Source organism: Thermosynechococcus sp. Uc (assembly GCF_029335995.1).
Taxonomy (GTDB): Bacteria; Cyanobacteriota; Cyanobacteriia; order Thermosynechococcales; family Thermosynechococcaceae; genus Thermosynechococcus.
Map to the genome: position 1 here is coordinate 1 of NZ_JARJMS020000053.1, position 24,471 is coordinate 24,471.

General features: G+C 52.3%; 23 protein-coding genes, 1 tRNA gene and 1 pseudogene. 11 read left to right on the plus strand and 14 right to left on the minus strand.

The features are described 5' to 3' along the window. A pseudogene (locus P3X23_RS06140) lies at positions 1 to 199 on the minus strand (acetyl-CoA carboxylase, biotin carboxyl carrier protein); the annotation flags it as partial. Positions 200 to 204: 5 nt separating this feature from the next. Beyond that, complete coding sequence (efp, locus tag P3X23_RS06145; protein ID WP_300874240.1) at positions 205 to 762, minus strand: elongation factor P; 558 nt, start codon at positions 760 to 762, stop codon at positions 205 to 207. Positions 763 to 942: 180 nt separating this feature from the next. Between efp and P3X23_RS06150 the strand changes: the two genes are divergently transcribed. Genes P3X23_RS06150 through P3X23_RS06160 form a run of 3 tightly spaced genes read left to right on the plus strand, consistent with a single transcriptional unit; the run spans position 943 to position 2,983 of the window. Next, positions 943 to 1,185: a NifU family protein gene (locus P3X23_RS06150; protein WP_298976401.1), complete on the plus strand. Its 243-nt coding sequence runs from the start codon at positions 943 to 945 to the stop codon at positions 1,183 to 1,185. 28 nt (positions 1,186 to 1,213) lie between these two features. Beyond that, positions 1,214 to 1,693 (plus strand): CRR6 family NdhI maturation factor, encoded by a 480-nt coding sequence (locus P3X23_RS06155; RefSeq protein ID WP_300874243.1) that lies wholly within the window; start codon positions 1,214 to 1,216, stop codon positions 1,691 to 1,693. A gap of 9 nt (positions 1,694 to 1,702) precedes the next feature. Then, positions 1,703 to 2,983 carry an FGGY-family carbohydrate kinase gene (locus P3X23_RS06160; protein WP_300874248.1) on the plus strand — a complete coding sequence of 427 codons (1,281 nt, stop codon included), beginning with the start codon at positions 1,703 to 1,705 and terminating at the stop codon, positions 2,981 to 2,983. On the opposite strand, the gene P3X23_RS06165 is transcribed toward P3X23_RS06160, so the two are convergent. From P3X23_RS06165 to P3X23_RS06185, 5 genes are all read right to left on the minus strand, one after another. Continuing rightward, positions 2,937 to 4,325, minus strand: coding sequence for a GTP-binding protein (locus P3X23_RS06165; protein WP_300874251.1), 1,389 nt, complete (start codon positions 4,323 to 4,325; stop codon positions 2,937 to 2,939). The genes P3X23_RS06160 and P3X23_RS06165 overlap by 47 nt on opposite strands. 51 nt (positions 4,326 to 4,376) lie before the next feature. Beyond that, positions 4,377 to 4,450 (minus strand) — tRNA-Arg (locus tag P3X23_RS06170). A 38-nt stretch (positions 4,451 to 4,488) separates the two neighbouring features. Beyond that, on the minus strand, positions 4,489 to 5,079 hold the full coding sequence (locus P3X23_RS06175; protein WP_300874254.1) for a peroxiredoxin family protein: 591 nt from the start codon (positions 5,077 to 5,079) through the stop codon (positions 4,489 to 4,491). A gap of 41 nt (positions 5,080 to 5,120) precedes the next feature. Beyond that, positions 5,121 to 6,305: an NAD(P)H-quinone oxidoreductase subunit H gene (locus tag P3X23_RS06180; RefSeq protein WP_298616002.1), complete on the minus strand. Its 1,185-nt coding sequence runs from the start codon at positions 6,303 to 6,305 to the stop codon at positions 5,121 to 5,123. Between the two features lie 95 nt (positions 6,306 to 6,400). Next, positions 6,401 to 7,690 carry a glucose-1-phosphate adenylyltransferase gene (locus P3X23_RS06185; RefSeq protein ID WP_300874257.1) on the minus strand — a complete coding sequence of 430 codons (1,290 nt, stop codon included), beginning with the start codon at positions 7,688 to 7,690 and terminating at the stop codon, positions 6,401 to 6,403. 141 nt (positions 7,691 to 7,831) lie between these two features. Here P3X23_RS06185 and P3X23_RS06190 point away from each other — a divergent pair, with 141 nt between their 5' ends. The 5 genes from P3X23_RS06190 to P3X23_RS06210 all read left to right on the plus strand — a co-directional run bounded on the left by P3X23_RS06190 (position 7,832) and on the right by P3X23_RS06210 (position 13,767). Beyond that, the gene (locus P3X23_RS06190) at positions 7,832 to 8,035 is read left to right on the plus strand and encodes a translation initiation factor IF-2 (protein WP_300874259.1); all 204 of its coding nucleotides are present in this window, start codon (positions 7,832 to 7,834) and stop codon (positions 8,033 to 8,035) included. 21 nt (positions 8,036 to 8,056) lie between these two features. Then, positions 8,057 to 8,548, plus strand: a complete 492-nt coding sequence (gene psbV, locus P3X23_RS06195; protein ID WP_300874262.1) for a photosystem II cytochrome c-550 — start codon at positions 8,057 to 8,059, stop codon at positions 8,546 to 8,548. A 30-nt stretch (positions 8,549 to 8,578) separates the two neighbouring features. Beyond that, positions 8,579 to 9,106 (plus strand): photosystem II cytochrome PsbV2, encoded by a 528-nt coding sequence (psbV2, locus tag P3X23_RS06200; protein ID WP_300874264.1) that lies wholly within the window; start codon positions 8,579 to 8,581, stop codon positions 9,104 to 9,106. Positions 9,107 to 9,205: 99 nt separating this feature from the next. Next, on the plus strand, positions 9,206 to 9,538 hold the full coding sequence (gene petJ / locus P3X23_RS06205) for a cytochrome c6 PetJ (protein WP_300874267.1): 333 nt from the start codon (positions 9,206 to 9,208) through the stop codon (positions 9,536 to 9,538). A gap of 176 nt (positions 9,539 to 9,714) precedes the next feature. Further along, positions 9,715 to 13,767 (plus strand): GAF domain-containing protein, encoded by a 4,053-nt coding sequence (locus P3X23_RS06210; RefSeq protein WP_300874269.1) that lies wholly within the window; start codon positions 9,715 to 9,717, stop codon positions 13,765 to 13,767. Here the strand turns inward: P3X23_RS06210 and P3X23_RS06215 are convergent. The 5 genes from P3X23_RS06215 to P3X23_RS06235 all read right to left on the minus strand — a co-directional run bounded on the left by P3X23_RS06215 (position 13,764) and on the right by P3X23_RS06235 (position 19,240). After that, positions 13,764 to 14,633, minus strand: a complete 870-nt coding sequence (locus P3X23_RS06215) for an S-methyl-5'-thioadenosine phosphorylase (RefSeq protein WP_300874271.1) — start codon at positions 14,631 to 14,633, stop codon at positions 13,764 to 13,766. The two genes, P3X23_RS06210 and P3X23_RS06215, sit on opposite strands and share 4 nt — an antisense overlap. 51 nt (positions 14,634 to 14,684) lie before the next feature. Then, positions 14,685 to 16,298 (minus strand): ABC transporter substrate-binding protein, encoded by a 1,614-nt coding sequence (locus tag P3X23_RS06220; protein ID WP_300874274.1) that lies wholly within the window; start codon positions 16,296 to 16,298, stop codon positions 14,685 to 14,687. A gap of 40 nt (positions 16,299 to 16,338) precedes the next feature. Next, a complete protein-coding gene (rpsF, locus tag P3X23_RS06225; RefSeq protein WP_300874277.1) occupies positions 16,339 to 16,683 on the minus strand; it encodes a 30S ribosomal protein S6 in 345 nt (114 codons plus the stop codon). Between the two features lie 178 nt (positions 16,684 to 16,861). Further along, positions 16,862 to 17,473: a hypothetical protein gene (locus P3X23_RS06230; RefSeq protein WP_300874280.1), complete on the minus strand. Its 612-nt coding sequence runs from the start codon at positions 17,471 to 17,473 to the stop codon at positions 16,862 to 16,864. Between the two features lie 12 nt (positions 17,474 to 17,485). After that, positions 17,486 to 19,240 (minus strand): RDD family protein, encoded by a 1,755-nt coding sequence (locus P3X23_RS06235; protein WP_300874283.1) that lies wholly within the window; start codon positions 19,238 to 19,240, stop codon positions 17,486 to 17,488. A gap of 226 nt (positions 19,241 to 19,466) precedes the next feature. Here P3X23_RS06235 and P3X23_RS06240 point away from each other — a divergent pair, with 226 nt between their 5' ends. Both P3X23_RS06240 and leuD read left to right on the plus strand, forming a co-directional pair. After that, a complete protein-coding gene (locus P3X23_RS06240; protein WP_300874286.1) occupies positions 19,467 to 20,519 on the plus strand; it encodes an adenosine deaminase in 1,053 nt (350 codons plus the stop codon). Positions 20,520 to 20,528: 9 nt separating this feature from the next. Continuing rightward, positions 20,529 to 21,119 (plus strand): 3-isopropylmalate dehydratase small subunit, encoded by a 591-nt coding sequence (gene leuD, locus P3X23_RS06245; RefSeq protein WP_300874289.1) that lies wholly within the window; start codon positions 20,529 to 20,531, stop codon positions 21,117 to 21,119. Here leuD and P3X23_RS06250 read toward each other — a convergent pair. Further along, positions 21,112 to 22,050 (minus strand): glycosyltransferase, encoded by a 939-nt coding sequence (locus P3X23_RS06250; RefSeq protein WP_300874291.1) that lies wholly within the window; start codon positions 22,048 to 22,050, stop codon positions 21,112 to 21,114. The genes leuD and P3X23_RS06250 overlap by 8 nt on opposite strands. A 109-nt stretch (positions 22,051 to 22,159) precedes the next feature. On the opposite strand from P3X23_RS06250, the gene P3X23_RS06255 reads away from it, so the two are divergent. Further along, positions 22,160 to 23,110, plus strand: a complete 951-nt coding sequence (locus P3X23_RS06255; protein ID WP_300874293.1) for an SPOR domain-containing protein — start codon at positions 22,160 to 22,162, stop codon at positions 23,108 to 23,110. Here P3X23_RS06255 and P3X23_RS06260 read toward each other — a convergent pair. After that, positions 23,107 to 24,471 (minus strand): right-handed parallel beta-helix repeat-containing protein (locus tag P3X23_RS06260; protein WP_300874296.1); only part of this gene is annotated, 1,365 nt, incomplete at its 5' end. The two genes, P3X23_RS06255 and P3X23_RS06260, sit on opposite strands and share 4 nt — an antisense overlap.

Consider the following 24,471-nt stretch of genomic DNA (forward strand, 5'->3'; position numbering starts at 1 on the left):
GTGGTGCAGGGGCAGGGGTGGGGGTGATGGCCGAGGGAGGAGCTGGAGCCACAACCACAGGGGCATTACTACTGATCTGCTCACGCTTACGGAGTTGTAGTTCCAGTTCGCCACTCTTAAGGCTGAGTTCAGTGACGCTGGTTTGGTCAAACATTAATAGCAGTTCGCGCACTTGGTTGAGGTCAAGCTCCACACCCATTACTCCTATTCGCGGCCAAGATACGTATCTGAGCGAGTATCAATGCGAATCCGCTCGCCTACGGAGATAAACAACGGTACCATGACTTGGGCACCGGTTTCGACAATGGCGGGTTTTGATCCACCAGTGGCGGTATCCCCTTTGACCCCCGGATCGGTTTGCACCACTTCTAAAACAACGGAGTTGGGTAGCTCTACCTCAAGCACTTGCTCACCCCATTTAACGATATTGACTTCCATGCCTTCTTTAAGATACTTGGCGCGATCGCCAATTTGGGCAGCGGTGAGGCGAGCCTCTTCATAACTTTCCATGTCCATAAAGACATAGTCTTCACCGTCTTTATAGGTATGCTGCATCGTGCGTTTTTCAAGGGTGGCTTGGGGAACGGTCTCGCCAGCACGGAATGTGCGCTCAATCACGTTGCCCGTTTGCACATTCTTTAGCTTTGTACGCACAAAGGCCGAGCCTTTACCCGGTTTGACGTGCAAAAACTCAACGACTCGCCAAACGGCACCATCAAGCTCAATACTTACACCGGGGCGAAAATCATTACTGGAAATCATGTCCTACCGTGCAGTTCACCAAGCTAATATTGTATCCTTGAGCGTTGCTGTTCCTAACACTGTTTAAGAGATTTCCCTAGAGCCAGATCCATTGCCACCCTTTGCAATTCCCAAGGGGCAATCGCTCCTGTAAATGCTAAACTAAGGATGAATGTGAACGATATGCCAAGGACAGTAACAATGGCTGCAACCCTTGAATTGAGTCAAGAAAACGTCGAAAAAGTCCTTGATGAACTCCGCCCCTATCTAATGGCCGATGGCGGTAATGTCGAACTTGTGGAAATTGAAGGACCTGTGGTACGGCTACGGTTACAGGGTGCCTGCGGTTCCTGCCCCAGTTCAATGATGACGCTACGCATGGGCATTGAGCGCAAATTAAAGGAATCCATTCCCGAAATTGCTGAAGTCCAGCAGGTTCTCTAAGTTACTAGCTGCTGGGGAGAGATAGAGAGTGGCGATCGCGATCGAGTTAACACCAGATCAGATTGATCGTCTGGACTTATCTCCCCTGCAAAATGTCCTTAATCCCCTAATTGCACAGCAGCGGCTTTTAGAGCATCACCAAGCCCTGCGCTTTAAGATTGACTATCCCCGGCCAGCGGATGCACCTGATCTAGAACTTTCGGAATTGCCACCCGTGCGCCTCTGGTTCATTCGTGCCGATGTCTCCTACCCATGGCTGCCCTACGTACTGGATTGGTCGGTGGGAGAACTCGTGCGTTATGGGGCAATGCTCGTACCCCACGAATTTCATCCGCAGCAGGGCATTATCTTCAACCCGCAAGCCCTCGATATTTTTGTAATGACTAAGGTGTTTACCCTTTGGCAGTGGCTTCAGGGACAGGGCTATCCTGCGGCTGAAAAGATCAAGGGAATGGCTGCCATGTTTGGTTATGAGCTGGATAGCCAGCTCTTTACGCTGCTGCAATAGTTATTGGCGATGACTACCACCTTGGGGATTGATTTTGGTACCTCAGGGGCGCGGGCGATCGCCATTGATCCTGAAGGCAACATTCTGGCCACATCCCGTCGTCCGCTTCACCAACCCGATCAGCCCCAAGAATGGGCAGCGACGCTACGGGCATTGACTTTCGATATTCCGAGGGCTATTCGTCAGCAAATTCAGCGGATTGCCATTGATGCCACCTCTAGTACCGTTTTCCTCTGTGATGCTCAGGGGCAACCCTGCTCACCTGTTCTTCTTTACAACGACGATCGCGCCCAAGCTCACCTTCAACCGCTACGGCAGATTTTAGCCGCAGATCACCTTGTCCTCAGTGCTACGAGTAGTCTAGCCAAGCTGTTGTGGCTCCAAAGCCACTATCCAACCGCCGGTGCTGTTTTGGTACATCAAGCGGACTGGCTGGCCTTTTTGCTCCACGGTCAACTGGGGATTTCCGACTGGCACAATGCCCTGAAGTTGGGGTATGACGCGGCAAAGGAAGCTTACCCTGACTGGTTGAACCACCCGCTGCTTGCGCCGTTACAGCCTCTACTCCCTAAGGTCGTTCCCCCCGGTACGGTTCTAGGAAAGGTGACGGCAACGGACTTAGGCCTGTCTCCAGAGTGCCAAGTGTGTGCCGGTACCACCGATAGCATTGCTGCCTTTTTAGCCAGTGGTGCCTCTGAGGTGGGCGAGGCGGTAACATCCTTGGGATCAACCCTTGTGCTGAAGCTTTTGAGTGCCTCTAGGGTAGAGGATTTAGCAACAGGCATCTATAGTCATCGCTTGGGCGATCGCTGGCTGGTGGGGGGCGCCTCCAACTGTGGGGCAGCTATTTTAGCGCAGTTTTTTAGCCCAGAGGAATTAGAACGCCTCAGTGACCAAATAGATGTCAATCAGCCCACTGGCTTGGACTACTATCCCCTGCTAAAGCGGGGTGAACGCTTCCCCATTAACGATCCCCACCTAGAACCTCGCCTAGAGCCACGACCTGAAGACCCTCGCCTCTTTTTGCAGGGACTCCTTGAAAGTCTAAGTCGCATTGAAGCCCAAGGCTATACACAATTACAGCATTTGGGTGCCTCACCCCTAAAACGGGTTTGGACAGCTGGAGGGGGTGCGCGTAATCGAGCATGGTTAGCGCTGCGTCAGCAATACCTAAGGGTGCCGGTGGCCATTTCACCTCACACTGAGGCCGCCTATGGGGCAGCCCGTCTTGCCCAAGGAACGCTCAACTGGGGTACAACTGCTGCTGAATTTCCAACTTCAGCCGATTGAGGATATGGCGCTGATCCAGTTGACTGAGGATTTGCCGGACGACGGTTTTTGGCCCTGCAGAACCCCAGCCTGCACCGTTGGCAAAGTAGGTTTTGGCCACTTGCCCCATCGTGTAGGAAGACAAGCCAGCAATCCCTGCTTGGGTCATAGCCACAGAGAGGTAAGGGCCAAGGGCAATGCCGCCGCTTACAGGGGTAGCCAATCCCAATAGTCCTTTGAGGGAACTCAGTCCCAAATTGACGGCAAATTCCCCTAAGCTAATGCTGCCCATGGCAAGGGCAATGGTTTGGAGCAGATCCTTGGCGCCTGCGTCTGTGAGTTCAATGTCGTACAGCCGCGAGAGCAGTTGAATTGTCGTCAAGTCAATAACAGCACTGCTGACCATATCCAGCACGGTGATGGGGTTAAGGGCGATCGCCAGCGCCTTGGTCACTGCTCCTTTCCAAATCAGTTGGTTGGCCTCCTGATCTCGCAAGGCCAGCTTGTAGCGGGCCAATTCTTCACTCACCTTGTTGGCAAAGAGCATTGAATTGAGGGCAATCAGGGCTTTCCCTTCCCGCTGTAGCACTTCCAAGATCTTTTGTTTTAGGGGTTCCACTTGGGGAGCACCAACGGTCATTTTCACCTGAACCCGTCCTTGGCTATCCCGCTGCACTTGGGGCACAAGGGGGGCTGCTGCCACCATGACAATTTCTTCGGGGGAAAGAAGTGCTTTGACACGTTCATCGCGGATTTTAATATAAATCGCCTCGCGATCGACCTCCGGATACTGATCCACTTTGTTAAAGACCAGAATCATTGGCTTTCCTGCCTGCCGTAGCTCACTGAGGGCTTGGTATTCGAGACGGGTCAAGTCTCCGGCAATCACAAAGAGAATCAAATCCGCTTGGGCAGCCACCTCCCGCGCTAGCTGTTCCCGTGCTGCCCCATTGACTTCGTCCAACCCGGGGGTATCAATCAGGCGAATAGGATTGCCCCGCTGGGCTGCAGAGATTTGCCAAAGAACACTGCTTTCTTCTTGAGTGACACCATGAATAGGACCTGTGGCAAAGTAGGGTTCCCCCAGCAGCGCATTCAACAGGGAAGATTTTCCCCGCCCCACCATGCCAAAGACAGCAATGTGCACCACACCGTGGTGGAGTTTGTCGAGCATTTCTTCAAGATCAGCGATCGCGCGGGCAAGGGGAGCTTTTTCAGTTCCAGTAGCTTTGCATTCGAGCAGTAATTTTTCAAGGGCACGCTTGGCGGCTTGATAGCTCAGGGCGCTTTGATAGTCCTCAAGGTCCTCAATTGTGCCTTGAAGTTCCCTTAAGAGAGAATTCGGGGGCGATCGCTCTATCACAGTTGCAAAACTAACGGCAAAAAGATTTGCTTTTTATTTTAAGGGTAAGAACGGGACTGGTGCGATTTGAACGCACGGCCTAGCGCTTAGGAGGCGCTCGCTCTATCCGACTGAGCTACAGCCCCAAAAAGATACCTTATTATCCTAGCGAGTTTTGATGCCCCTAGGCTGCTGGGGCGACTGTTGCCCCATTAACTAAAACATCAATTTCCTGAAACAAGCGCCCTAGGGCAGCATTGGGTTCTAGAAATGAGAAGAGATGCTTGTAGCGGAGCTTGCCTTCTCGATCAATCAGAAACTGCGCAGGTAGCGGTGCCCCCAAGGCTTGGCCAGTGCGGTACTGACGAAAGAGGTGGCAACTGGGGTCATAGAGCAGAGGCATCTTTAAGCCCATATCTGTCTTAACTTTCTCGCTTTGCTGGGCATCAGTACTAGTCACCACCAGTACAGCCACTCCTTTGCCTTGAAACGTCTCATAGTTTTCATTCAAGGTTTTGAGATAGGGATAACACAGTGGGCAGTATTGATGCTCTGTAAAGATACGAGTAAACACCAGCAGAAGCGGTTGCTCTTGCCACACAGCCGAAAGGCGTACAGGCGTGTTCAAGCCTACAGCGGGTAATTCCCCATCGGGAACCAGCGCACCTCGTTTCAATTGATTTTGGGGCGGCAGTGGCCATACATTTTGCCAAAACCGGTCATTCAAGAGGCCGCTGAAGTTTGTGGAGGTGAAGAATAATCGTTGTACAGCCATAGCTGCCTCCCCTTGTGGCATAAAAAGTTGCAGCACATTTTCTAGCGATCAACAGATCCCATAATCACATCGATACTGCCAAGGATAGCAACAATATCCGCCACTTTCATTCCCTTCAGCAACTGTGGCAGCACTTGCAGATTGTTAAAATCTGGTGGTCGAATCTTCCAGCGCCAAGGGAAGACGTTATCGTCCCCAATCAGGTAAATCCCTAGCTCCCCTTTCCCCGATTCAACGCGCACATAGTGCTCCCCTTTGGGAATCTTGAACGTGGGGGCAAGCTTTTTGCCAAGGTACTGGTAGTCGAAGCTATTCCACTCTGACTTGGCGCCCTCTAGCATTCGCTTGGCTTCTAGGTTTTCGTAGGGACCGCCAGGGAGGCCATCCAAGGCTTGGCGAATGATCTTCACCGATTCGCGCATTTCTTGAATACGGACAATATAGCGGGCAAGGCAATCGCCTTCTGTGGCCACGGGTACATCCCAGTCAAAGTCGTCATAACACTCGTAGTGATCCACTTTGCGCAGATCCCACTTCACCCCGGAGGCACGGAGCATTGGCCCGGATAGCCCCCAATTGATGGCATCCTCACGACTAATTTTGCCCACACCCTGTAAGCGCCGTACAAAGATAGGGTTGTTGGTGATGAGGCGCTCGTACTCATCCACCTTGGGCAGGAAGTAATCACAAAAATCACGGCACTTGGTTACCCAGCCATAGGTGAGGTCAGCGGCCACTCCCCCTATGCGGAAGTAATTGTTGTTGATGAAGCGCATCCCTGTTGCCGCTTCAAACAGATCGTAGATGTACTCTCGCTCGCGGAAGATATAGAAAAAAGGCGTCTGGGCACCGACATCCGCCAAAAAAGGACCTAGCCACAGCAGGTGATTGGCAATGCGGTTCAACTCCAGCATGATCACGCGGATGTAGCTGGCGCGTTTGGGCACGGGAATACCAGCTAATTTTTCAGGAGCATTGACGGTGACCGCTTCGTTAAACATCCCTGCGGCGTAGTCCCAACGACTCACGTAGGGAATAAACATAATGTTGGTGCGGTTTTCGGCAATTTTCTCCATCCCGCGATGGAGGTAGCCAATCACTGGCTCGCAGTCAATGACATCTTCGCCATCAAGGGTCACCATTAACCGCAAAACCCCGTGCATGGAGGGATGATGCGGCCCCATGTTAATGACCATGGGTTCTGTGCGAGTCTCTATCGTGGGCATAGATGGCAGTTCCGCTAAAGGGGTGGATGTTTAACCTTACCTTTTGATATGCTACACAGGTTTTCCCCGCTTGCCAATTCAAACTTGCTTATGGTTTAGATAACGGTGCCATCGGGAATCACGGCATTTTTTAGAATCACCACGACACCGCTGCGAATATAAAATCCCTGATCCTCACGGTTGGATTCTTCAACATGGTCTTTGTTGATGATTTTGACATCGTGGCCAATGCAGGCATTTTTGTCCACAATTGCCTTGCGAATCACACTGTTGGCACCAATGCCGATGGGGATTTTGTGTTGCAGAGTAAGCTGGTGGCGCTGCGCTGAATCTTGGTAGTAATCTGCTCCCATCAACAGGGCATGGTCAATAACGCACCCCGATTCCACTCGCGATCGCACCCCCAAGACGGAACGGTGAACTTGGCATTCTTTAAGGATGCAGCCCTCACTAATGATTGACTCTGTAATTGTGCAACTCAGCATCTTACTGGGGGGTAAGTACCGCGGACGGGTGTAGATGGGTGCGTTTTCGTCGTAGAAGCTAAAGGGCGGCTGCGGTTGTTGGGTGAGGGCAAGGTTGGCTTCGTAGAAAGTTCCAATTGTTCCAATATCTTCCCAATAACCATTAAAGATGTAGGTTTGAACCAGATGAGAACGGGCAGCAGCGGGGATAATTTCCTTGCCAAAGTCAGTGGCATCGGCCATCTGTTGCAGCAAATCAATGAGTACTTGCCGCTTAAAGACATAAATGCCCATTGAGGCAATGTAAGGCTTGCGATGGGCTTCCTCAGAACTAAGCCCATAACGGGTTGTGTCCACCCGCATATCCCGTAGAGCATCCCCCGTGGGCTTTTCGCGGAAGTCAATGACGCGGCCTGTGCCATCTACCTTAAGCAAGCCAAAGCCTGAGGCGGCCTTTTCATCCACGGGCAACACTGAAAGGGTAATATCAGCACCTGTTTCGCGGTGACGCTGCACAAACAGCCGATAATCCATGCGGTAGAGGTGATCTCCCGAAAGAATTAGGTACTCATCTACATCCCAATCGGCCAAGAGCCACAGGTACTGTCGCACGGCATCGGCAGTGCCTTGAAACCAGTTGGGATTTTCTGGGGTTTGCTGGGCTGCTAGGACTTCGACAAAGCCGCCCGTCAGGCCGGGGAAGGTATAGGTACGGGCAATATGGCGGTTGAGGGAGGCCGAGTTGAATTGGGTAAGGACGTAAATGTTATTGATTTCGGAGTTAATGCAATTGCTCACAGGAATATCAATGAGGCGATACTTTCCAGCAAGGGGAACTGCAGGCTTGGCTCGACGCTTGGTCAAGGGATACAGACGTGTGCCGGCACCGCCCCCTAGGATAATTGCCAAGACTCGTTTCATGGACAACTCCATTGAATGCCACATCAACAGTGTACGCCGTGCTGGTACTTGTCTTTGCAAAGGGGCGGCCTTTTGGTAAAGAAGCCGCGCAATGGCATGATAATGATACTTGGTCGTTGATCCCAAGCGGGGAGGGGCAACATGGGATTTGTGGACATTGCGATCGCTGATCTGGCAGCGGACTACGGCGTGTCGGTCGAAACGGTCTGTGCATGGTGCGATCGCCTTGGTATTCGCTATACCAGTCCGCAAACCCGCTTGCCCCTTGAGGATGCCAAAGCCATTATTTTGGCTTTAACGAACTCTGTCCCCACCAAGGATCAACCAGACACACCGCAATCGTAAGACCTGCTTATTGGGAGAACTATGTTAAAAAAATGCGTTTGGCTTGCGGTCGCTTTCTGCCTCTGCCTCTGGCAACTGACCACAGGCACAGCACTGGCCGCTGAACTGACCCCTGAAGTCTTGACTGTTCCCCTCAACAGCGAGGGCAAAACAATTACGCTCACGGAAAAACAATACCTAGAGGGTAAGCGCCTCTTCCAGTATGCTTGTGCCTCCTGCCATGTGGGGGGGATCACCAAAACAAACCCCAGCTTGGATTTGCGTACAGAAACCCTCGCCCTAGCCACGCCGCCACGGGATAACATTGAAGGCCTGGTGGACTACATGAAGAACCCCACCACCTACGATGGTGAGCAAGAAATTGCTGAGGTTCACCCCAGTCTGCGCAGTGCCGACATTTTCCCGAAAATGCGCAACCTGACGGAGAAAGATTTGGTGGCGATCGCTGGCCATATTCTCGTTGAACCCAAAATCTTGGGTGATAAATGGGGCGGTGGCAAAGTTTATTATTAATGACCTGTAACAAGGATTTTCCCAACACCTATGAACCAACCTCACTTTTGGCAACGGTCTGTCGGCTGGCTTTGCGGTGGTCTTTTGATTCTGCTGCTAGGCTGGGCGATCGCACCGGCAACGGCACTGGCAGCCGCCGCAGTGGATAACTATGTGATCCAATACCTCAAGGTAACGGACACAGTGGAATTACCCCTCAATGATCGCGGTGAGACCAAAACCTTCACAGCAGCGGATCTGACCCGTGGCAAGCGGCTCTTCGAGGAAAACTGCAAAAACTGTCATGTCGGTGGCAGCACGTTACCCAATCCTCTGGTGTCACTTTCCCTAAAAGATCTAAAGGGGGCAACACCGCCACGGGATACGATTGCCAGCCTCGTTGCTTTCCAGCGATCGCCTATGTCCTACGATGGCAGTGAGGAAAGCTATTCCTGCCGCCGCGTAAGTGAGGACTGGTTAACGACGGAACAGCTTGAGGCGTTAGCTGGCTTTATTTTGCGAGCAGCTGCCGTAGCCCCCGGTTGGGGCGTAGAAAGCTTTCCAGACAGTGCCCCCTAGCTTGGGAACTTTGCTACACTCACTTTTAGTGAGTCTTACACCCCTTGATTTTTGGCACTTTACCTAGACCCTGACGCATTCGATGAAAGGAGAACGCCGTTGAAAAAGCTACTCATTAGTATTTGCGCGATCGCTCTATTTTTCAGCCTCGCCCCTGCGGCTTTCGCAGCTGATCTGGCCAATGGCGCTAAGGTCTTTAGCGGCAACTGCGCAGCCTGTCACATGGGTGGCGGCAATGTGGTGATGGCTAACAAAACCTTGAAAAAAGAAGCGCTTGAGCAATTTGGCATGTACTCCGAAGATGCTATTATCTACCAAGTGCAGCACGGCAAAAATGCAATGCCCGCCTTTGGCGGTCGTCTCACCGAGGAGCAAATTCAAGATGTGGCTGCCTACGTGCTGGATCAGGCTGCCAAGGGTTGGGCAGGCTAAGATTGTTACAGTCTGAAAATAAGGATTCATCAAGGGTGTAGACTAAGATTCTACATCCTTTTTTTGATAGGATTACCCTACGCAATATAGATATATCTAAGTAATCCTCTCTAGGCCAGCGCAGTTCATATAATGATGAAAGACTTGCTCCTAGGAAAAGGCGGTACACTGGGGCTATGCCTGCTGCTCCATTGCCAGCAAATGAACCGGAACGGCAACGTGCCCTTGAGCAGTATCGAGTTTTAGATACGCCTCCGGAACCCATCTTTGATGAAATTACAAATTTAGCAGCAGCCATTTGCGAAACCCCGATTGCGCTCATTAGTCTGATTGATCAACAGCGCCAGTGGTTTAAGTCCAAAGTGGGGATTGAGATTTGTGAAACCCCCCGCTCAATTGCCTTCTGTGCCCATGCGATCTTGCAATCGGAATTGTTTATTATTCCCGATGCCCGTCTTGATCCACGCTTTGCCGATAATCCCCTTGTCACAGGCCCCCCCTATATTCGCTTCTATGCCGGGATGCCTTTAATAACTCCCCGTGGCTACGGCATTGGCACCCTATGCGTGGTGGACTACCAGCCGCGTGAGTTAACACCAGTTCAACAGCAAACCTTACGCACCCTCAGTCGGCAAGTGATCAACGAACTAGAGCTGCGCCACCACTTGGAGGTGACCCAGCAACAATTAGCCCATATCCAGGGGCTGAGCAGCCTGCAGGAGGCTATTTTTAACAGTCGTAATCACGCCATAATTGTCACCCGCCCGGATGGCATCATTACGCTCATGAATCGAGCTGCCGAAGAATGGCTGGGATATCCTGCTTCAGAATTAGTGGGTCAAGCGACTCCAGAACGCTTCTATGATCCCCAAGAGCTGGAAAGATATGCTCAGATTTTAAGTGTCCAACTGGGGGAATCCATCCCTAGGGGATTTGAGACGCTCGTGGCACGGGCGCGGCGAGGCTTGGCAGATAAGCAGGAGTGGACATTTATCCGACGGGATGGCTCTCGCTTTCCTGTATCCCTCTCAGTCACCCCCATTCATGACAGCCAAGGGGAACTCAGTGGCTTTTTGCAGTTGCTGGTTGATATTACCGACAAGAAAAAAATCGAGATGGAACTGCGACTGCGGGAGCGAGCCATTATTGCTAGTACCAATGGCATTGTAATTACCGACTACCGCCAACCGGATAATCCCATTATCTATGCCAACCCTGCCTTTGAACGCATCACTGGCTACCGCTTGGCAGAGGTCATTGGCAAAAATTGCCGCTTTCTTCAGGGGCGCGATCGCCATCAACCGGGAACTGAAGCAATTCGTAATGCGCTTGAAAAAGGCCAATCCTGCCGAGTGGTTCTGCGCAATTACCGCAAAAACGGCCAGCCCTTTTGGAACGAGCTTGCCATCTCACCGATTTATAACGAATTTGGTGAAATTACCCACTACATCGGCATTCAAAGTGATGTCACTGAACGGCAGCGGGCACAACTCTTTTTACAACAGCAGGTAAAACGCACGCTGATTCTCAACCGTATTACCGAGGAAATTCGCCAGCAAATCGAGCGGGACCACATTTGTCGCACAGCCGTTCTGCAGGTGGGAACAACCCTGAATGTCAGTCGATGCCTCCTATTTGTGTATCAAGAGAAAGCCCCTTCACCGATGGAACTGGTGGCGGAATATTGTGCGCCGGGGGTGCCTTCTGTCAATGAGTGCGACCTTGATTTGGCACAGATACGGGGTTCATTTTTGGAGTCGGTCTTTGCCTCCGACGAAGTCTTTAGCTGTGATGATGTCACTACCGACAATCGCCTGATTGCCCTCCATGAGTACTGCGAAACCCTAAGCGTGAAGTCTGCGGTGATTGTTCGCACAGCCTATCGCAATCAAGCAAATGGTTTATTGGTTTTGCACCAGTGCGATCGCCGGCGACGATGGACCGATGCCATTAAAAGTGTGCTCAAGAGTGTAGCGGCCCAAGTGGGGATTGGCCTTGCCCAAGTGCAACTCCTTGAACAGGAGACCCGCCAGCGTCAACAACTACAACAGCAAATGCAGCGGGCCTTGCTCTTGAATCAAATCACGGAACAGATTCGCCAGAGCCTCGATACAGAAACCATCTTTGAGACAACTGTCATCCAAATTGGTCGTGCCTTTGGGGTCAGTCGCTGTTTGATTCACCGCTACGAGCCGGGGCCGCCGCCGCGTATTCCCGATGTGGCGGAATATTTACAACCGGGCTACCCGTCAATGAAAGGGGTGAGTATTCCTGTGGAAAATAACCCCCACGCCTTGAAGGTCTTAGAAAGGGATGCCGCCGTTGTCTCCCATGATGTGACCCAAGATCCCCTCCTTGCCAATGCAGAGAAGCTATGCCGCCAGTTTGAAATCAAGTCAATGCTGGCCATTCGTACGTCCTATAAAGGGGTGCCCAACGGCATTATTGACCTGCACCAGTGCGATCGCCAGCGACAGTGGACCCCCGAGGAAATCGAACTTCTAGAGGCGGTGGCAGCCCAAGTGGGGATTGCGATCGCCCAAGCGGAACTCCTGCGCCACGAACAGCAGCAGCGACAATTGCTAGCGCAACAAAACCAAGAACTTGAACAAGCGCGCCTCCAAGCAGAACTTGCCAACCGTGCCAAGAGTGAATTTTTGGCCACCATGAGCCATGAAATCCGCACACCGATGAATGCTGTTTTGGGCTTTACCAATTTGCTCTTAGATACGCCCCTCAATGAGCAGCAACGGGACTTTTTGCAAACTCTGCATCAGGCCGGTGAGGCACTATTAGCGATTATTAACGACATTCTTGACTTTTCGAAAATTGAATCCGGCAAGTTGGTACTGGAGCAACAGCCCTTCGATGTACGTGAGTGTGTAGAGGACGTCCTGAGCCTATTGGCCAGCAAAGCCGAAGAGAAGGAGTTAGAGTTACTCTACACCTGCACACCGGAAACGCCTGCCCAAATTAAAGGGGATGTGACACGGCTGCGGCAGATTCTCGTGAACTTGGTGGGCAATGGCATTAAGTTTACCCACGAAGGCCAAGTGGTAGTGCATGTGGGAGTGCTCAGGCACGAGGGCAAGGATTTTCTCCAATTTCAAGTCCAAGATACAGGCATTGGTATTCCCAGCGATCGCTTAAATCGGCTCTTCAAACCCTTTAGCCAAGTGGATGCCTCCACGACACGGGAGTATGGCGGTACAGGTTTAGGGCTAGTCATTAGCAAGCGCCTCTGTCAGTTGATGGGCGGCGATATGTTTGTTGAGAGTGTTGAGGGTCAGGGGACAACGTTTACATTTACGATCCTCGCCCAAGAACAAAAACCCTATGTGCCGCCGACGGTTCACACTGCCTTGGCAGGCAAGCATGTCTTGGTCGTAGATGACAATGCGGCCAGCCGTGAGAATCTCTGCACGCTGCTACAAAACTGGGGCATGATTCCTGTCGGGTATGGTGATCCGCAACTGGTTCTGGAGGCACCGCCCCCGTGGGATTTGGCGGTAATTGATTTGAATATGCCCCAAATGACGGGGCTTCAGTTGGCAGAACGATTGCAATCAGGGGATGGCTTCAAGCAGCAGCCTATTATCCTGCTTACGCCCTTGAGTTGGCTGCAAACCGCTAGCCGCAAGGAACTGATCACGGCTAACGTACCCAAACCAATTCGCCCCCTCACCCTACGCCAAACCCTGATTAAGACCCTGAGCAGTGAATCTGCAAGTCAGCCCGCCCTGACAAAAACGAGCATCGATCCTAACTTGGGCAGTCGCTTCCCGCTGCGGATTCTCCTGGCCGAGGATAATGCCGTTAACCAGAAGGTGGCGTTGCATATTCTCAAGCGGATGGGGTACCGTGCCGATGTGGCAGCCAATGGCCTCGAGGTACTTGAAGCCCTCCAACAGCGCCCCTATGATGTTGTGCTGATGGATGTGCAAATGCCAAAGCTAGATGGTCTGGAGACCACTGCACGCATTTGTGCCCAATGGCCTCCTAGCCAACGTCCTTGGATTATTGCCATGACGGCAAATGCCCTCACCGGCGATCGCGAGCGCTGTTTTGCGGCGGGCATGGATGACTACATCAGCAAACCAATTAAAATTGAGGCCCTTGCCGCCGCCCTCAACCGCTGTCGCTGTCTCAGTCCCAAGACCACCTATCCGCAACTGTGTGACCCGGTCAGCTTTGATGGCAATCAGGGGGCTGCCGACTCAATGACCTAGAGATATTTTGCCAACAACAGGTGGAGTTTCTCCTTGGTTGCAGCAGGTACCTTGTCAAGGGGGGTGAGAATCGCGTTTTTCAAGGCGCGGTGGGCTTTAGACGCGGGCGGATTGGCATGAAGACGTTTGACTGTTTCGCAAAGAATGGCTTGGGCATTTCTGACATTGCGCTGCAAGTTGTCAACAATCATTTCCACCGTTACCGAGTCGTGCTCTGGGTGCCAGCAGTCGTAGTCAGTTACCAGCGCCAGCGTTGCATAGGCCATTTCCGCTTCACGAGCCAATTTGGCCTCCGGTAGATTCGTCATGCCGATAACAGTGCCGCCCCATAAGCGGTACAGGTTAGACTCTGCCAGCGTGGAGAAGGCAGGACCTTCCATACACACATAGGTGCCCTGACGATGGAGAGTGACATCGGGCAAGTTGAGATCGGCGATCGCATCCGCCAGAACGCCAGCTAGGGCAGGACATACCGGCTCCGCAAAACCAATATGCGCTACAATACCCTCGCCAAAGAACGTGGAAATTCGGTTGCGGGTACGGTCAATAAACTGATCTGGCACAACCACATCGAGGGGTTTTACCTGTTCTTGTAGGGAACCCACCGCAGATGCTGACAATAAGTACTCAACTCCAAGGGACTTGAAACCATAGATATTGGCACGAAAGGGAATCTCCGTCGGCAGCAGATGGTGATCACGGCCATGGCGCGCCAAAAAGACGACAGGAACCCCAGCAATCTTGCCACAGATAAAAGCATCGGAGGGATCGCCAAAAGGAGTTGTCAAGCGCACTTCTTCGACATCGGTGAGGGTGTCCATTTTATAGAGACCACTGCCGCCAATAATGCCAATTTTTGCAGACATGGAGATTCCTAAAATACCAACGGGCAATAGCTTAGCATTAGTTGCACGGATTTAGAGGAGGGAGTTGAACTGGTAGTTAGAGCCTTTAGGCCCATTGGGACCTGGTGCCGCCTGAACCAAAGGAACCCGATCAAATGTACCGCTGGCGGTTTGCCCCTGAATTTGTACTCCCTGGCGAAGCAGTTGTTGGGTGCTGGCGCGATCGCCCCCTTGAGCCATCGCTTGGGCAAGGGCTTGAGTGGCATCATAGGCGGTAGTCGTGCGCCAACTAATCTGACCCCGCCACGCTTGCGCCGCCTGCTGCGCAAAAGGATCATTGGGATTAGTACTCCAAGGCACTGCCAAAATCATGCCGTTGATGGCGCTATCCCCTTTGATCAGCAAATCAGGGCCATAAAGTTGGTCACTGCCAAACAATTGCACAGGCCTTTTCTGGGTTTGATTGGCAATAGCAAGGGCAACAGCATCATTCACCCGTGCTCGACTCATAGCTAAAATCACCACATTGGCTCCCGCTTGCTGCACTGTGGTCATCGCTGTGTTGGCATTAAAGCCAGCAGCGGCCACATCAATCTGTTGCACCACCTGAGCACCAAACCGAGGTAGGGCTGCCACCAGTTTGGTCTTTAACTCATTACTATAGGGACTATCGCTGTTGTACAGCACCGCCACTTGAGCATGGGTCACTTTTTTGGCAACGGCTTGGGCGAGGGTATTCGCTGCATTGTCAAGGTAGGTATTGAGCAGTTGTTGCCCCTTTTCATTCAAAGATAGGGTTTGCACTTGCACCTTGCCCTTCCCTTGGGGGGTGACATTTGTGGTCAGGGGAGAAAGGACGGCAATCCCCGCTTGTTCATAAACCTGTAAAGCCGCCCGACTATTGGCATCGGTGCCATGACCCAGTACCCCTTGGATTGAACTATTGATCAAATCCTCGGCTAAACTTGTCACACCACTGGGGCTGTTTTCATTGACAATGACAACTTCGAGAGCACGCCGAGGAGCACCGGCATTAAAGCGTTCTTGGTACTGGGCTACCCCCCGTAGAATGTCCTTAGCAGTATCGGGACTAGTACCAATGGGAACAACGGTGGCTATTGTCATTGGCGTACCCGCTTGGCGGGCACGGGCATTGTTCAGATAAATGCGTGCCTCTGGATCATTGGGATCGATCTTCACCAGTTCTTCATACTTGGCGATCGCCTGTGCCCAGTCTCCCTGATCAAAGGCAAGGGCTGCCTCCTGCTTGAGGGCTGCTCGCTGTGGATTCGGCTCACTAATGAGGATGCGCTCCCCTTGACTGATGTAGACCCTGTTGCGGACAGTGGTTTTGCTCACCAATTGGTTGCCGCTGTTCGTTTCTGCCGTTGAAAGTGGAGTATGGCCATTGCGGTTGCCAACAAAAATTTGATAACCAAGAAAGCCGATGCCACCCACCACTAATAAGGCCATCCCAACGGCCACAGGAACTAACGGCACTTTTGATTTTTCAGCCCCAGTAGCGCCACGACCACTCCCAGCATTCATGGCCTCACGGGGCAGTCCACATATCGCACAATCGGGACCAAAGTTTTCATGGGGTGGGTGAGCACCACTGGCATGAGGGTAGGCCTTACCGTTTTTAGGTACGCCATCGCACATCCAAGAGCTGGAAGATGGTGCCATGATGCCCCCTTTGCAGATGAATTTGAGTCAATGGGCTGTCCTAGGCGCGGGCAAGAACAGGATTTTCCTCCTCTGTTTCTTCGGTGTCGGTCTCTTCTTCTAGGACAATTGTCATGAAGCGGAGAATGTTTTCATTGAGACGCATAGCGCGTTCAAGGGGAGCAATTGCTGCCCTAGGGGCAGTATAGGTCATGAGGATGTAGTAACCCTCCCGCAGTTTCTTGATTGGATAGGCAAACCGACGCTTACCGCGATTTTGAACCTTCAGTTTCGTGGCGCCCTGTTCTTCTAAAAACGTGCGCAATTGGCTAATGGTTTGTTCCAGTTGTTCTTCGCCCACATCAGGACGAACAATATAAAGCGTTTCGTAGTTACGTGTCATCATTTAGGCTAACTCCCTTTGGACAAATGGCCTTTTGACAGATGCAAAAAGCAAGGCCTTATAATTCTAGCACCGCCGTTTGCCATTCTTGGCAAGGAGAAAAGGGGACGAATTCCCTGTGGTGGAACGGTTTGTGCAAGTGCAGACGACGGGGGGCAAATTCATTACGGCACCCTACAACTCAACGATTTTTCCACCATTCAAAGCTCTGTTTCCATTCTCGCGATCGCGGGGGTAATTCTTGCAGCGAGGTTGCCACGTGGTTAAAGACTTGCTCTAGCACCGGCAAGGGCACCTGATTTTCAGCTTCAAAAAGGAGAGCCAGCCGCTGCCCTCCTTGGAGATGTATCAAATATAACTCTTGGTGAATTGGTCGGGGGGTTGGATAATAAAACACTTCACCACCTACTCGCCGCCCCAAAATCTGTCGCTCAATCCGTCCAGGAGCTGCTGAGAGGGAGCCACCCATTTGCGTAAACCGTAGCCAACTGCGCAACTCCTGATCCGAGAGACCCCCCAGTACCTCGCTTGTTTTGGGTAAGCTAATTAAGGCCACCATTAGCTTGTGCTCTCCCGGTAGGGCATTGGCGGGATAGACCACAGCAACGCCATTTTCAGTAAGTGAGGTGGGCGGCGAAAATTGCAGGGGCGTTTCAAAGGATAACCCCAGCAGTTGATAGCGCTGGGGGACAGAAGCAACAGCTTGAATCGTTGCTTCACTCGCCCGACCCATAAGCAGAGGAAAGGCGCTCAAAAGCATCAGGCGACAACCAAGGGTGAGCAGCAAGCGCATAACGGCCTCACACTAGGGGGATGACTGGTATTGTTGACGATAGGCAATGTATAGACCTTCTAGGAAATCCTCGGCACTGAGGGGAGGCCAGTTGGCCGGATATATTGGCAGCAATAGGGGTTCTAATTGTTGGCGCAGCGCTTGAGCCGCTTGATAGCGGCTCGCAGGATTTAGGCGATCGCGACTGTTGAGGTAGTTCCGTACTAGAAGATAGTGTTCAGGAGTCATCTGTTCCCAGTGAGCCAGCGATCGCAACTCCTGCACCCAAGCCGCCTGTGGTTGTTGAAGGGTTGTTGCTTTAGGAGCCAACCGCGTTGCTTGTTCATCTTGAATCACAAGGGTACCTGCCACCATATCTCCTAAGCGTTTTTCTGATCGAGATAACGCCACTAGGAATGCCCCTATACCAAAAAAAGCAAAATCAATAGGCTGGAGCAGACTGCGCAATGTGGCTTCCCGCAAGCCAATGGGGCGGCCATTATCCTGAACAACCCGAATTTCTGCATAGCGCTTGCCGGGGGTTTGCCCCTGCCAGTAGGTTTCAAAGAAAATGTAATAGCCGTTGTAAAGGGCAAACATCCCCAATAGATAAATGCCCAAACTCCAAGCTTGAATACGGTGGCTACTGGTGGGTAGCACCTCAATCAGCCACGGGTAAAGGGCATAAAAATAGAGGTACCCTGTGACCAGCGAAAAGAGTACAAGCGCTGTGTAGAGAATTATCTGATCAATGAGCCAGGCTAAAACACGGCTACCGATTCCGCCAAGGGCAAAGTCCAACTCAATACTTTCAGGTGTGCGTAGTGTAACTCGTCGCAACCAGCGCAGGGGATCTACTGCCTCAAGGCGGACTTGAAACGCTGCTCCTTCATTGCGTACCCGCAGATCCCAGTAGAGCACTGCCTTGATCCCTTGCCACAGGGGCAGGAGTAAAACAGCCACAAAGAAGCCAGCGATGGGAATAATGACTACCCCATTGAGGATATTGCCAAGGAGATTGGCGGGAATCGTGGCAAGGGAAGCAACAAAGAATACGGTTAGGGTATGCCACGCCTGTCCCTGGGTCAGTTGCCAACTGCGCTGAACAGACTTGAGGGGTGTACGGTCGGGTTCGAGAGCCAAGATGACATCCACAAGGGAAAGCCGTGCCATGACGTAGCTAATCACCAACAACGCAAGAAGCCCTAGGAACAGAATGCTCAGCAAAAAAGTTAAAAAGAAGAGGTTTTTTGTAGGTTCAGTTTGGATATTCTGCTCCAGCAATTGCACCAAAGGCACACCGACCAAATAAATTAAATAACCGATCGCCCCCAAGACCCCGCAAACTATGAGCAAAATGAAACCCACAATTAGCGTGGCCAGCAAGTAATTCAGCATTTTGGGAAAAATGAAGCGGCGGGCTTCCGATTCTGATTCCTCAAAGGCAGTGAGGACAGCGTAGATACGGCGGGAAAGCAGAGCACCACTGGCCATTAGTCGTGTCCAACCAAAAAGATAGAAGGGCAAGGCCGCTAGGATACTGATGCCTGCGCCTAGGAGAAACGGAGTAATATCATTGATCGCCCCAGCAAGAAGCCCACCCATAATGAGGGCTACAACCGCGATCAGCACGGCGGCAATGGTGAGCAAAAAAAACCACCCATGGGCGAAAAGGCTCAAAAGAAAATAGCGGTTGCCCTGATGGCGGTATAGTTCTAAAGCAATCGTGACTACATTGCCACTAGAGAGAGAATGGGGCAGCCGTCCTCGCCGCTGAAAGAGCCACATTCGCGATACCCAACCATTTGAAGATCGAGATGATCCTAGCGTTTGCGCCCATCGTTCCCTGCGCCAGCTTTGTAAAATTTGTTAACATTGGAATAATTTAACCCTTCTTTTTCTTTGGTCATCGCTGTTTTTGTTCTGTTTTCGATTTCTATGGCTGAGGTGTGGACATGAACCCCTCTGGCCAGCCTAGGTATTGGTTACGTTTTGGCCAGTTCAAGGAGCACGTATGGCACTGTACGCAGAACTACATCGGCATTTGGGTGGCTCAGTTGTACCCCGTATCCTTTGGCGATATTTTCAGCGGAACGATCGCGCCCTCGCTGATCGCTTTCCCAACTACGAGGACTTTGAAACCTTTTATACTCGCCCCCGCCAGTCTCTAGAAGAATACCTCGAACTCCACACCCTTGTGGAGAGTGTGCAAACACCACAGACATTGCCCTATTTCATTTTTCGTCTCATTCGCGGCGCCTATATTTTTGAAAACTTGGCTTATTTAGAGCTGCGCTATACTCCCTATCTGCGCACGGATCCGCAGCGCTCTGAGAAGGAGCGCATTGAGCAGATGGCAGAGATTGTGAAAACGGTGGGTTTGGCTTGCCAAGTGCCAGAGTACCCAATTGTCACTAGCCAAATTCTCTGTATGCACACGCGGCTCCCCTATGCGGTCAACCGCGCCATTGTGGATCTGGCGGCGAGTTTTCCTCAGTTTGTCTGCGGCATTGATTTGGCAGGGGGCGATAGTGTCTATGGCGATCGCATGACGGAATTTATTGAACTCTATGCCTATGCCCGCGATCGCGGCCTGAAAACCACTGGTCACCTCTACGAAACGGTCAATGGCTGCTATCCCCAACTGCTGCCATACCTGCAACGCATTGGCCATGGGATTCAAATTCCCCTGCGCTATCCAGAGCTGCTCAAGGAAGTGGCAGCTGCAGGTCAATGCCTAGAAGTGTGTCCAACAACCTATTTTCAAACGGGTACACTGGAGAGCTATGCACAACTGCGGCTAGTCTTTGAACGCTGTTTTGAAGCGGGAGTGGATGTGGCCATCTGTACCGATAATGCGGGTCTGCACAATGTGCGGCTGCCCTTTGAGTACGAAAACTTGCTCACCCACGACATCCTCAACTTCAAGGAGTTGCAAGCCTGCCAAGAAGCGGCCTTTCGCCATGCCTTTGCCTGGCCCCATGCTCAACCACCAACCTTACTGTTGAGTAACTTGCTCCAGGGCAATTCTCCCCAACCCGCACTTACAAGCTACGGGATCCAGTAAGATCAGCCTATGAGCAAGATTGAACGCATTATCGGTCGTGGCCTGCCGCTGCGGGGCAACGATATTGATACCGATCGCATCATTCCAGCGCGGTTTCTCCGCTGTGTCACCTTTGACGGCCTAGGAGAACACGTGTTTGCTGATGACCGCCAATGGGGAGATCATCCTTTTAATCTGCCCCAATACCAAGGAGCAAAGATTCTAGTCGTCAATGCCAATTTTGGTTGTGGCTCTAGTCGTGAACACGCTCCGCAGGCGATCGCCCGCTGGGGAATTCAAGCAATAGTTGGTGAAAGCTTTGCCGAAATCTTTGCCGGGAACTGCCTAGCGATAGGAATTCCTTGTCTGACAAGTACACCCGAACAGATACAAGTGCTACAAACGCTCTTGGAAGATCAGCCCGGTACAGAACTCACCCTAGACCTGCACGCCCTGACCCTAAAGGCGGGCGATCAAGTTACTCCCTTAACTATGGCTGAAAGTACGCGGCAAATGCTGATCTCCGGTCAATGGGATGCCTGCGGTCAACTCTTGGCCAATCGCGACGAAATTCACGCAGTAGCAGCTCGCCTCCCCTACATGCAGTGGGCGGTTAGCTAACCCGTTGCACTAGCCACAGCCAACTGCCAAACAGCCAACGCAGACCTTGCCAACGGGGCGATCGCCCCAGTGCAATGACCTCTGGCAGCTCAAAAAGCCGGTACACTGCCTGTGCCCGTTGCCACTGTCGTCGGTGTAAAAACCGCCAAGTTCCCGCCAAGATAAACTGGTGAAAAAAGTCACACTGGCACTGCCGTAGTTTCTGGGGTGAGAGAAGGTGTAAATCGGCAGCGGCTGTAAAGATCCGCCCGAGGGTGGCCAAGGTCTGGGCTTGGAACATTCCCATTGTCAGAGCTTGATCATGGATCCTGTAGGCGGCGGTGGCGCGGGGAACGGTATAAACTCCCTTTTGGGCAAAAAATCTTAGCCATTGATAAAGATCTGTGGCTTCAGCGTAGGTGGGGTCAAAATAGCCAACCTCGTCGAGGAGCGATCGCCGCCAAACCAAAGCTGGAAAGCGCACAAATGAAGAATGCCGCAGCAATTGACTAAGAGCTTGCGCCGGGGAGAGCCATTTCTGCTGCCGTGGCATCTGTCGTCGCAGACAACGCTGCTGCTGATCCACCAAATGCACCCCAAAAAGAAAGACATCAAACTGGCTGCTGTACTGGGTGAGGGTTTGCAGAATGGTGGTGATCCCTTGGGGCAGGAGGTAATCGTCATCGTGCAAAAGCAGAATAAACTCCCCTGAGGCCTTGGCCAAGCTAGCATTCCAATTGGCCACCATGCCTAAGCGCTGTAGATTATGCTGGTAGTTCCAGCGGCCTGACCATGAAGCCAGTAAATCTGCAACTACTGCTGGCGCAGGAGAATCATCGGTAATCACTATCTCCACCTGCTCATGGTGTTCGCGGGGTAAAGCGGCCACAATGGAGTGCACTGCTTGTAGAAGTCCTTGGGGACGGTTATAGGCGGGAATGCAAACACTCAATAGCGGGAGTTTGTGCCATTTTGGCGAACCTGCACAGTTTGCTGCATAATCCATCGGCGCGGTGCGTTAGTGAAAGGGACTTTTGGGCACTGATTTCGGAGCGATTGCCATGACCTCTGCCACCATCGATCGCCAACGTTTGCAAGCGGCTTTGGCTGCCCTCAACCTTAGTTTAGAGGCAGAACTCACCCAGTATCGCTGCCATCGCATGGTACAGACCCACTCCCCCTTTGAAACCCTACCTGTTTCGGAAACTACAACGCCTCCAGAACCGAGTGTCCCTTCGCCATCGGCCACAGAGCCTGTTTTATCAGCAGCTCCTTCTGTTGTCGGTTCTTTAGCTGTAACCCCAGAAACTGCGCCGGCCACTGAGGAACGCCCAAATGAAGCGCTCCCCGATCCATTTCTCGCCTTTGACCCTGCAGATTTAGCAGAACTTTTGCCCCAATCCCACGCCAGTGATGCCTCTGTTGACCAAACACGTCCCTTTGTCTCCACCCGTGAGCTGCTCAAACAGGTACGGCAACACCGGCAGCGTCCTTGGTTTCAGCGGCGCGAGAACAATAGTCAACATTTGGTGCAACGCTGGTTGATTGTGGTGGGCATTTTGGCGGGCTTTAGCGGTGCGGCGCTGTGGTGGTTTAGCCACCGGCCTTCCCCCATTGTCAGCAAATCGCCCTCCCCCGCCAGTCCCACTCCTGAATCACCAGCACCGACACCGCCAGTAGGGCCTGATATGACCGCACGGGAATTTCCGGAAGTGAATCGGAGTACCCTTGCCCAATTGGAACCTGCCGAGAGTCCTTCGCCGAGTGCCTCTCCCACCCCTGCCTCCGCTGAACCGGAACATACGATACAACCCTTTGTCGAAAAAATGCCCAATGGTCGCTACTATGTGCTTGCTCCCTACAAAGAGCCTGCCGATCTAGAAAAAGTCCAAGCTGTCGTGCCCGATGCCTTTTTGGTCGGGGATGGCAACCAAACCAAGATTCAACTGGGGATGTTTGTTGATGAGGCCTCTGCCCAGGCGATGGTGAATCAATTGCGCGATCGCCTTTAGGGGATAAGCCAGCGATCGCTGGCATTGCCGTACTGTTTCTGCCACTGGAGCCAATTGATATTTTCCCCCTCTAGGCGAAAGGGATAGGGAGCTTCACTCCACCAGTGATTATCCTGCAATCTCAGCGTTTGCAAAAAAAGTTTCCCCTTAAGGGTAGTCAGCAGTTGCTCTTGGCGGCTACCAATCCAATTCCCCTCTAGGTGCCAATCTTGGGACATCAGTGTAACTTCTTTACCTGTTTCAGGCAGTGTCACTGTGCGGGGCGTAGGATCACGGACACCAATTTGTGCCCCTTGGTTTTCCCAAATCCAGTTGCGGCGCAGGGTGACATTAGCAGCGGCCCAGCCAAAAATGCCGGGAGTCTGCAGGTAATTGGGGGCAACGCTGTAGTTGTAGGCAATCAACGAGTCCTCAATGGTTACTGGTCCTGCGCCTGCCTCTAGAAAAAGACCAACAACGGCATTGCCAACGAATTGCGATCGCCGAATCTGCACGTCTTGATTGTCGGTGTCCAGCCACAGACCTGCTGCTTGATTCCCAATGGCGCGGTAGCGATCAAAAACAGCTCGGCGGAGGTGAAAGTACTTATCCCCTGCATCCCAGGTGTAAAATCCCGCCCAAGCTCCTCGCCAATTATTCCCTTGAACCAGCACCTCCTGAACCTTAAAGTCTCGTAAATAGACGCCCGCCATGCCCCGCCAGCCATTTTGCAGAAACTGTGTTCGCTCCACCTGCAGGCGATCGCTGCGGTGACTCTCCAAGCCTCCCCAGTTATTCCCCCGAAAGATACAATCCGCTATCTGAATATCATGACTGCCCTCAATGCGCACTGCTTGGGTAAAGGTGCCGCCATAGTGTTCAAAACGCAGTCCCACCAAACGAATAAAACCGCTGTCCAAAATGCGCAGCGCCTCACGGTGCACTGCCACTTCTAATTGATGGGGCGAGATGCCCGTTGGCAGAGCCACATAGAGTTGCTGCTCACTCTCATCAACATAGAAATCATTGCCCTGCAGCTCACGAAGCGAGAGTCGCTGCCGCAGCGGCCGGTCGGCGAGCCACACCAATTCCCCCCGCTGAGCCAACAGAGGTAGTTCCACGTTGTAGTCTGTCCAAGGGTTGCCGGAGAATCCCCAAGCTAATGTCCAAGGGTGACGGTAGAGGGCAACTGTTGCAGTGAGGGAGACCGCTTGCCAGTCTGACCATTGTTGGCTGCCGCGCAAAATCACAGGCTCCCCAGCTTTAGCTATCAACCGCAGGGGTATCTGACGGCCGCGGATTGTTCCCAAAGCTTCACGGTAAATCCCGCCCTGAATGTAAATCTCTGTGGGGCGATTGCTCCTTTGAGCCCATGCCAAGGC

Excerpts from the sequence above, each read along its gene's own strand:
- efp (WP_300874240.1), bottom strand. The coding sequence starts at position 762 with ATGATTTCCAGTAATGATTTTCGCCCCGGTGTAAGTATTGAGCTTGAT.
- P3X23_RS06150 (WP_298976401.1), top strand. The coding sequence starts at position 943 with ATGGCTGCAACCCTTGAATTGAGTCAAGAAAACGTCGAAAAAGTCCTT.
- P3X23_RS06160 (WP_300874248.1), top strand. The coding sequence starts at position 1,703 with ATGACTACCACCTTGGGGATTGATTTTGGTACCTCAGGGGCGCGGGCG.
- P3X23_RS06175 (WP_300874254.1), bottom strand. The coding sequence starts at position 5,079 with ATGGCTGTACAACGATTATTCTTCACCTCCACAAACTTCAGCGGCCTC.
- P3X23_RS06180 (WP_298616002.1), bottom strand. The coding sequence starts at position 6,305 with ATGCCCACGATAGAGACTCGCACAGAACCCATGGTCATTAACATGGGG.
- P3X23_RS06185 (WP_300874257.1), bottom strand. The coding sequence starts at position 7,690 with ATGAAACGAGTCTTGGCAATTATCCTAGGGGGCGGTGCCGGCACACGT.
- P3X23_RS06190 (WP_300874259.1), top strand. The coding sequence starts at position 7,832 with ATGGGATTTGTGGACATTGCGATCGCTGATCTGGCAGCGGACTACGGC.
- psbV (WP_300874262.1), top strand. The coding sequence starts at position 8,057 with ATGTTAAAAAAATGCGTTTGGCTTGCGGTCGCTTTCTGCCTCTGCCTC.
- psbV2 (WP_300874264.1), top strand. The coding sequence starts at position 8,579 with ATGAACCAACCTCACTTTTGGCAACGGTCTGTCGGCTGGCTTTGCGGT.
- P3X23_RS06210 (WP_300874269.1), top strand. The coding sequence starts at position 9,715 with ATGCCTGCTGCTCCATTGCCAGCAAATGAACCGGAACGGCAACGTGCC.
- P3X23_RS06215 (WP_300874271.1), bottom strand. The coding sequence starts at position 14,633 with ATGTCTGCAAAAATTGGCATTATTGGCGGCAGTGGTCTCTATAAAATG.
- P3X23_RS06220 (WP_300874274.1), bottom strand. The coding sequence starts at position 16,298 with ATGGCACCATCTTCCAGCTCTTGGATGTGCGATGGCGTACCTAAAAAC.
- rpsF (WP_300874277.1), bottom strand. The coding sequence starts at position 16,683 with ATGATGACACGTAACTACGAAACGCTTTATATTGTTCGTCCTGATGTG.
- P3X23_RS06230 (WP_300874280.1), bottom strand. The coding sequence starts at position 17,473 with ATGCGCTTGCTGCTCACCCTTGGTTGTCGCCTGATGCTTTTGAGCGCC.
- P3X23_RS06235 (WP_300874283.1), bottom strand. The coding sequence starts at position 19,240 with ATGTGGCTCTTTCAGCGGCGAGGACGGCTGCCCCATTCTCTCTCTAGT.
- P3X23_RS06240 (WP_300874286.1), top strand. The coding sequence starts at position 19,467 with ATGGCACTGTACGCAGAACTACATCGGCATTTGGGTGGCTCAGTTGTA.
- leuD (WP_300874289.1), top strand. The coding sequence starts at position 20,529 with ATGAGCAAGATTGAACGCATTATCGGTCGTGGCCTGCCGCTGCGGGGC.
- P3X23_RS06255 (WP_300874293.1), top strand. The coding sequence starts at position 22,160 with ATGACCTCTGCCACCATCGATCGCCAACGTTTGCAAGCGGCTTTGGCT.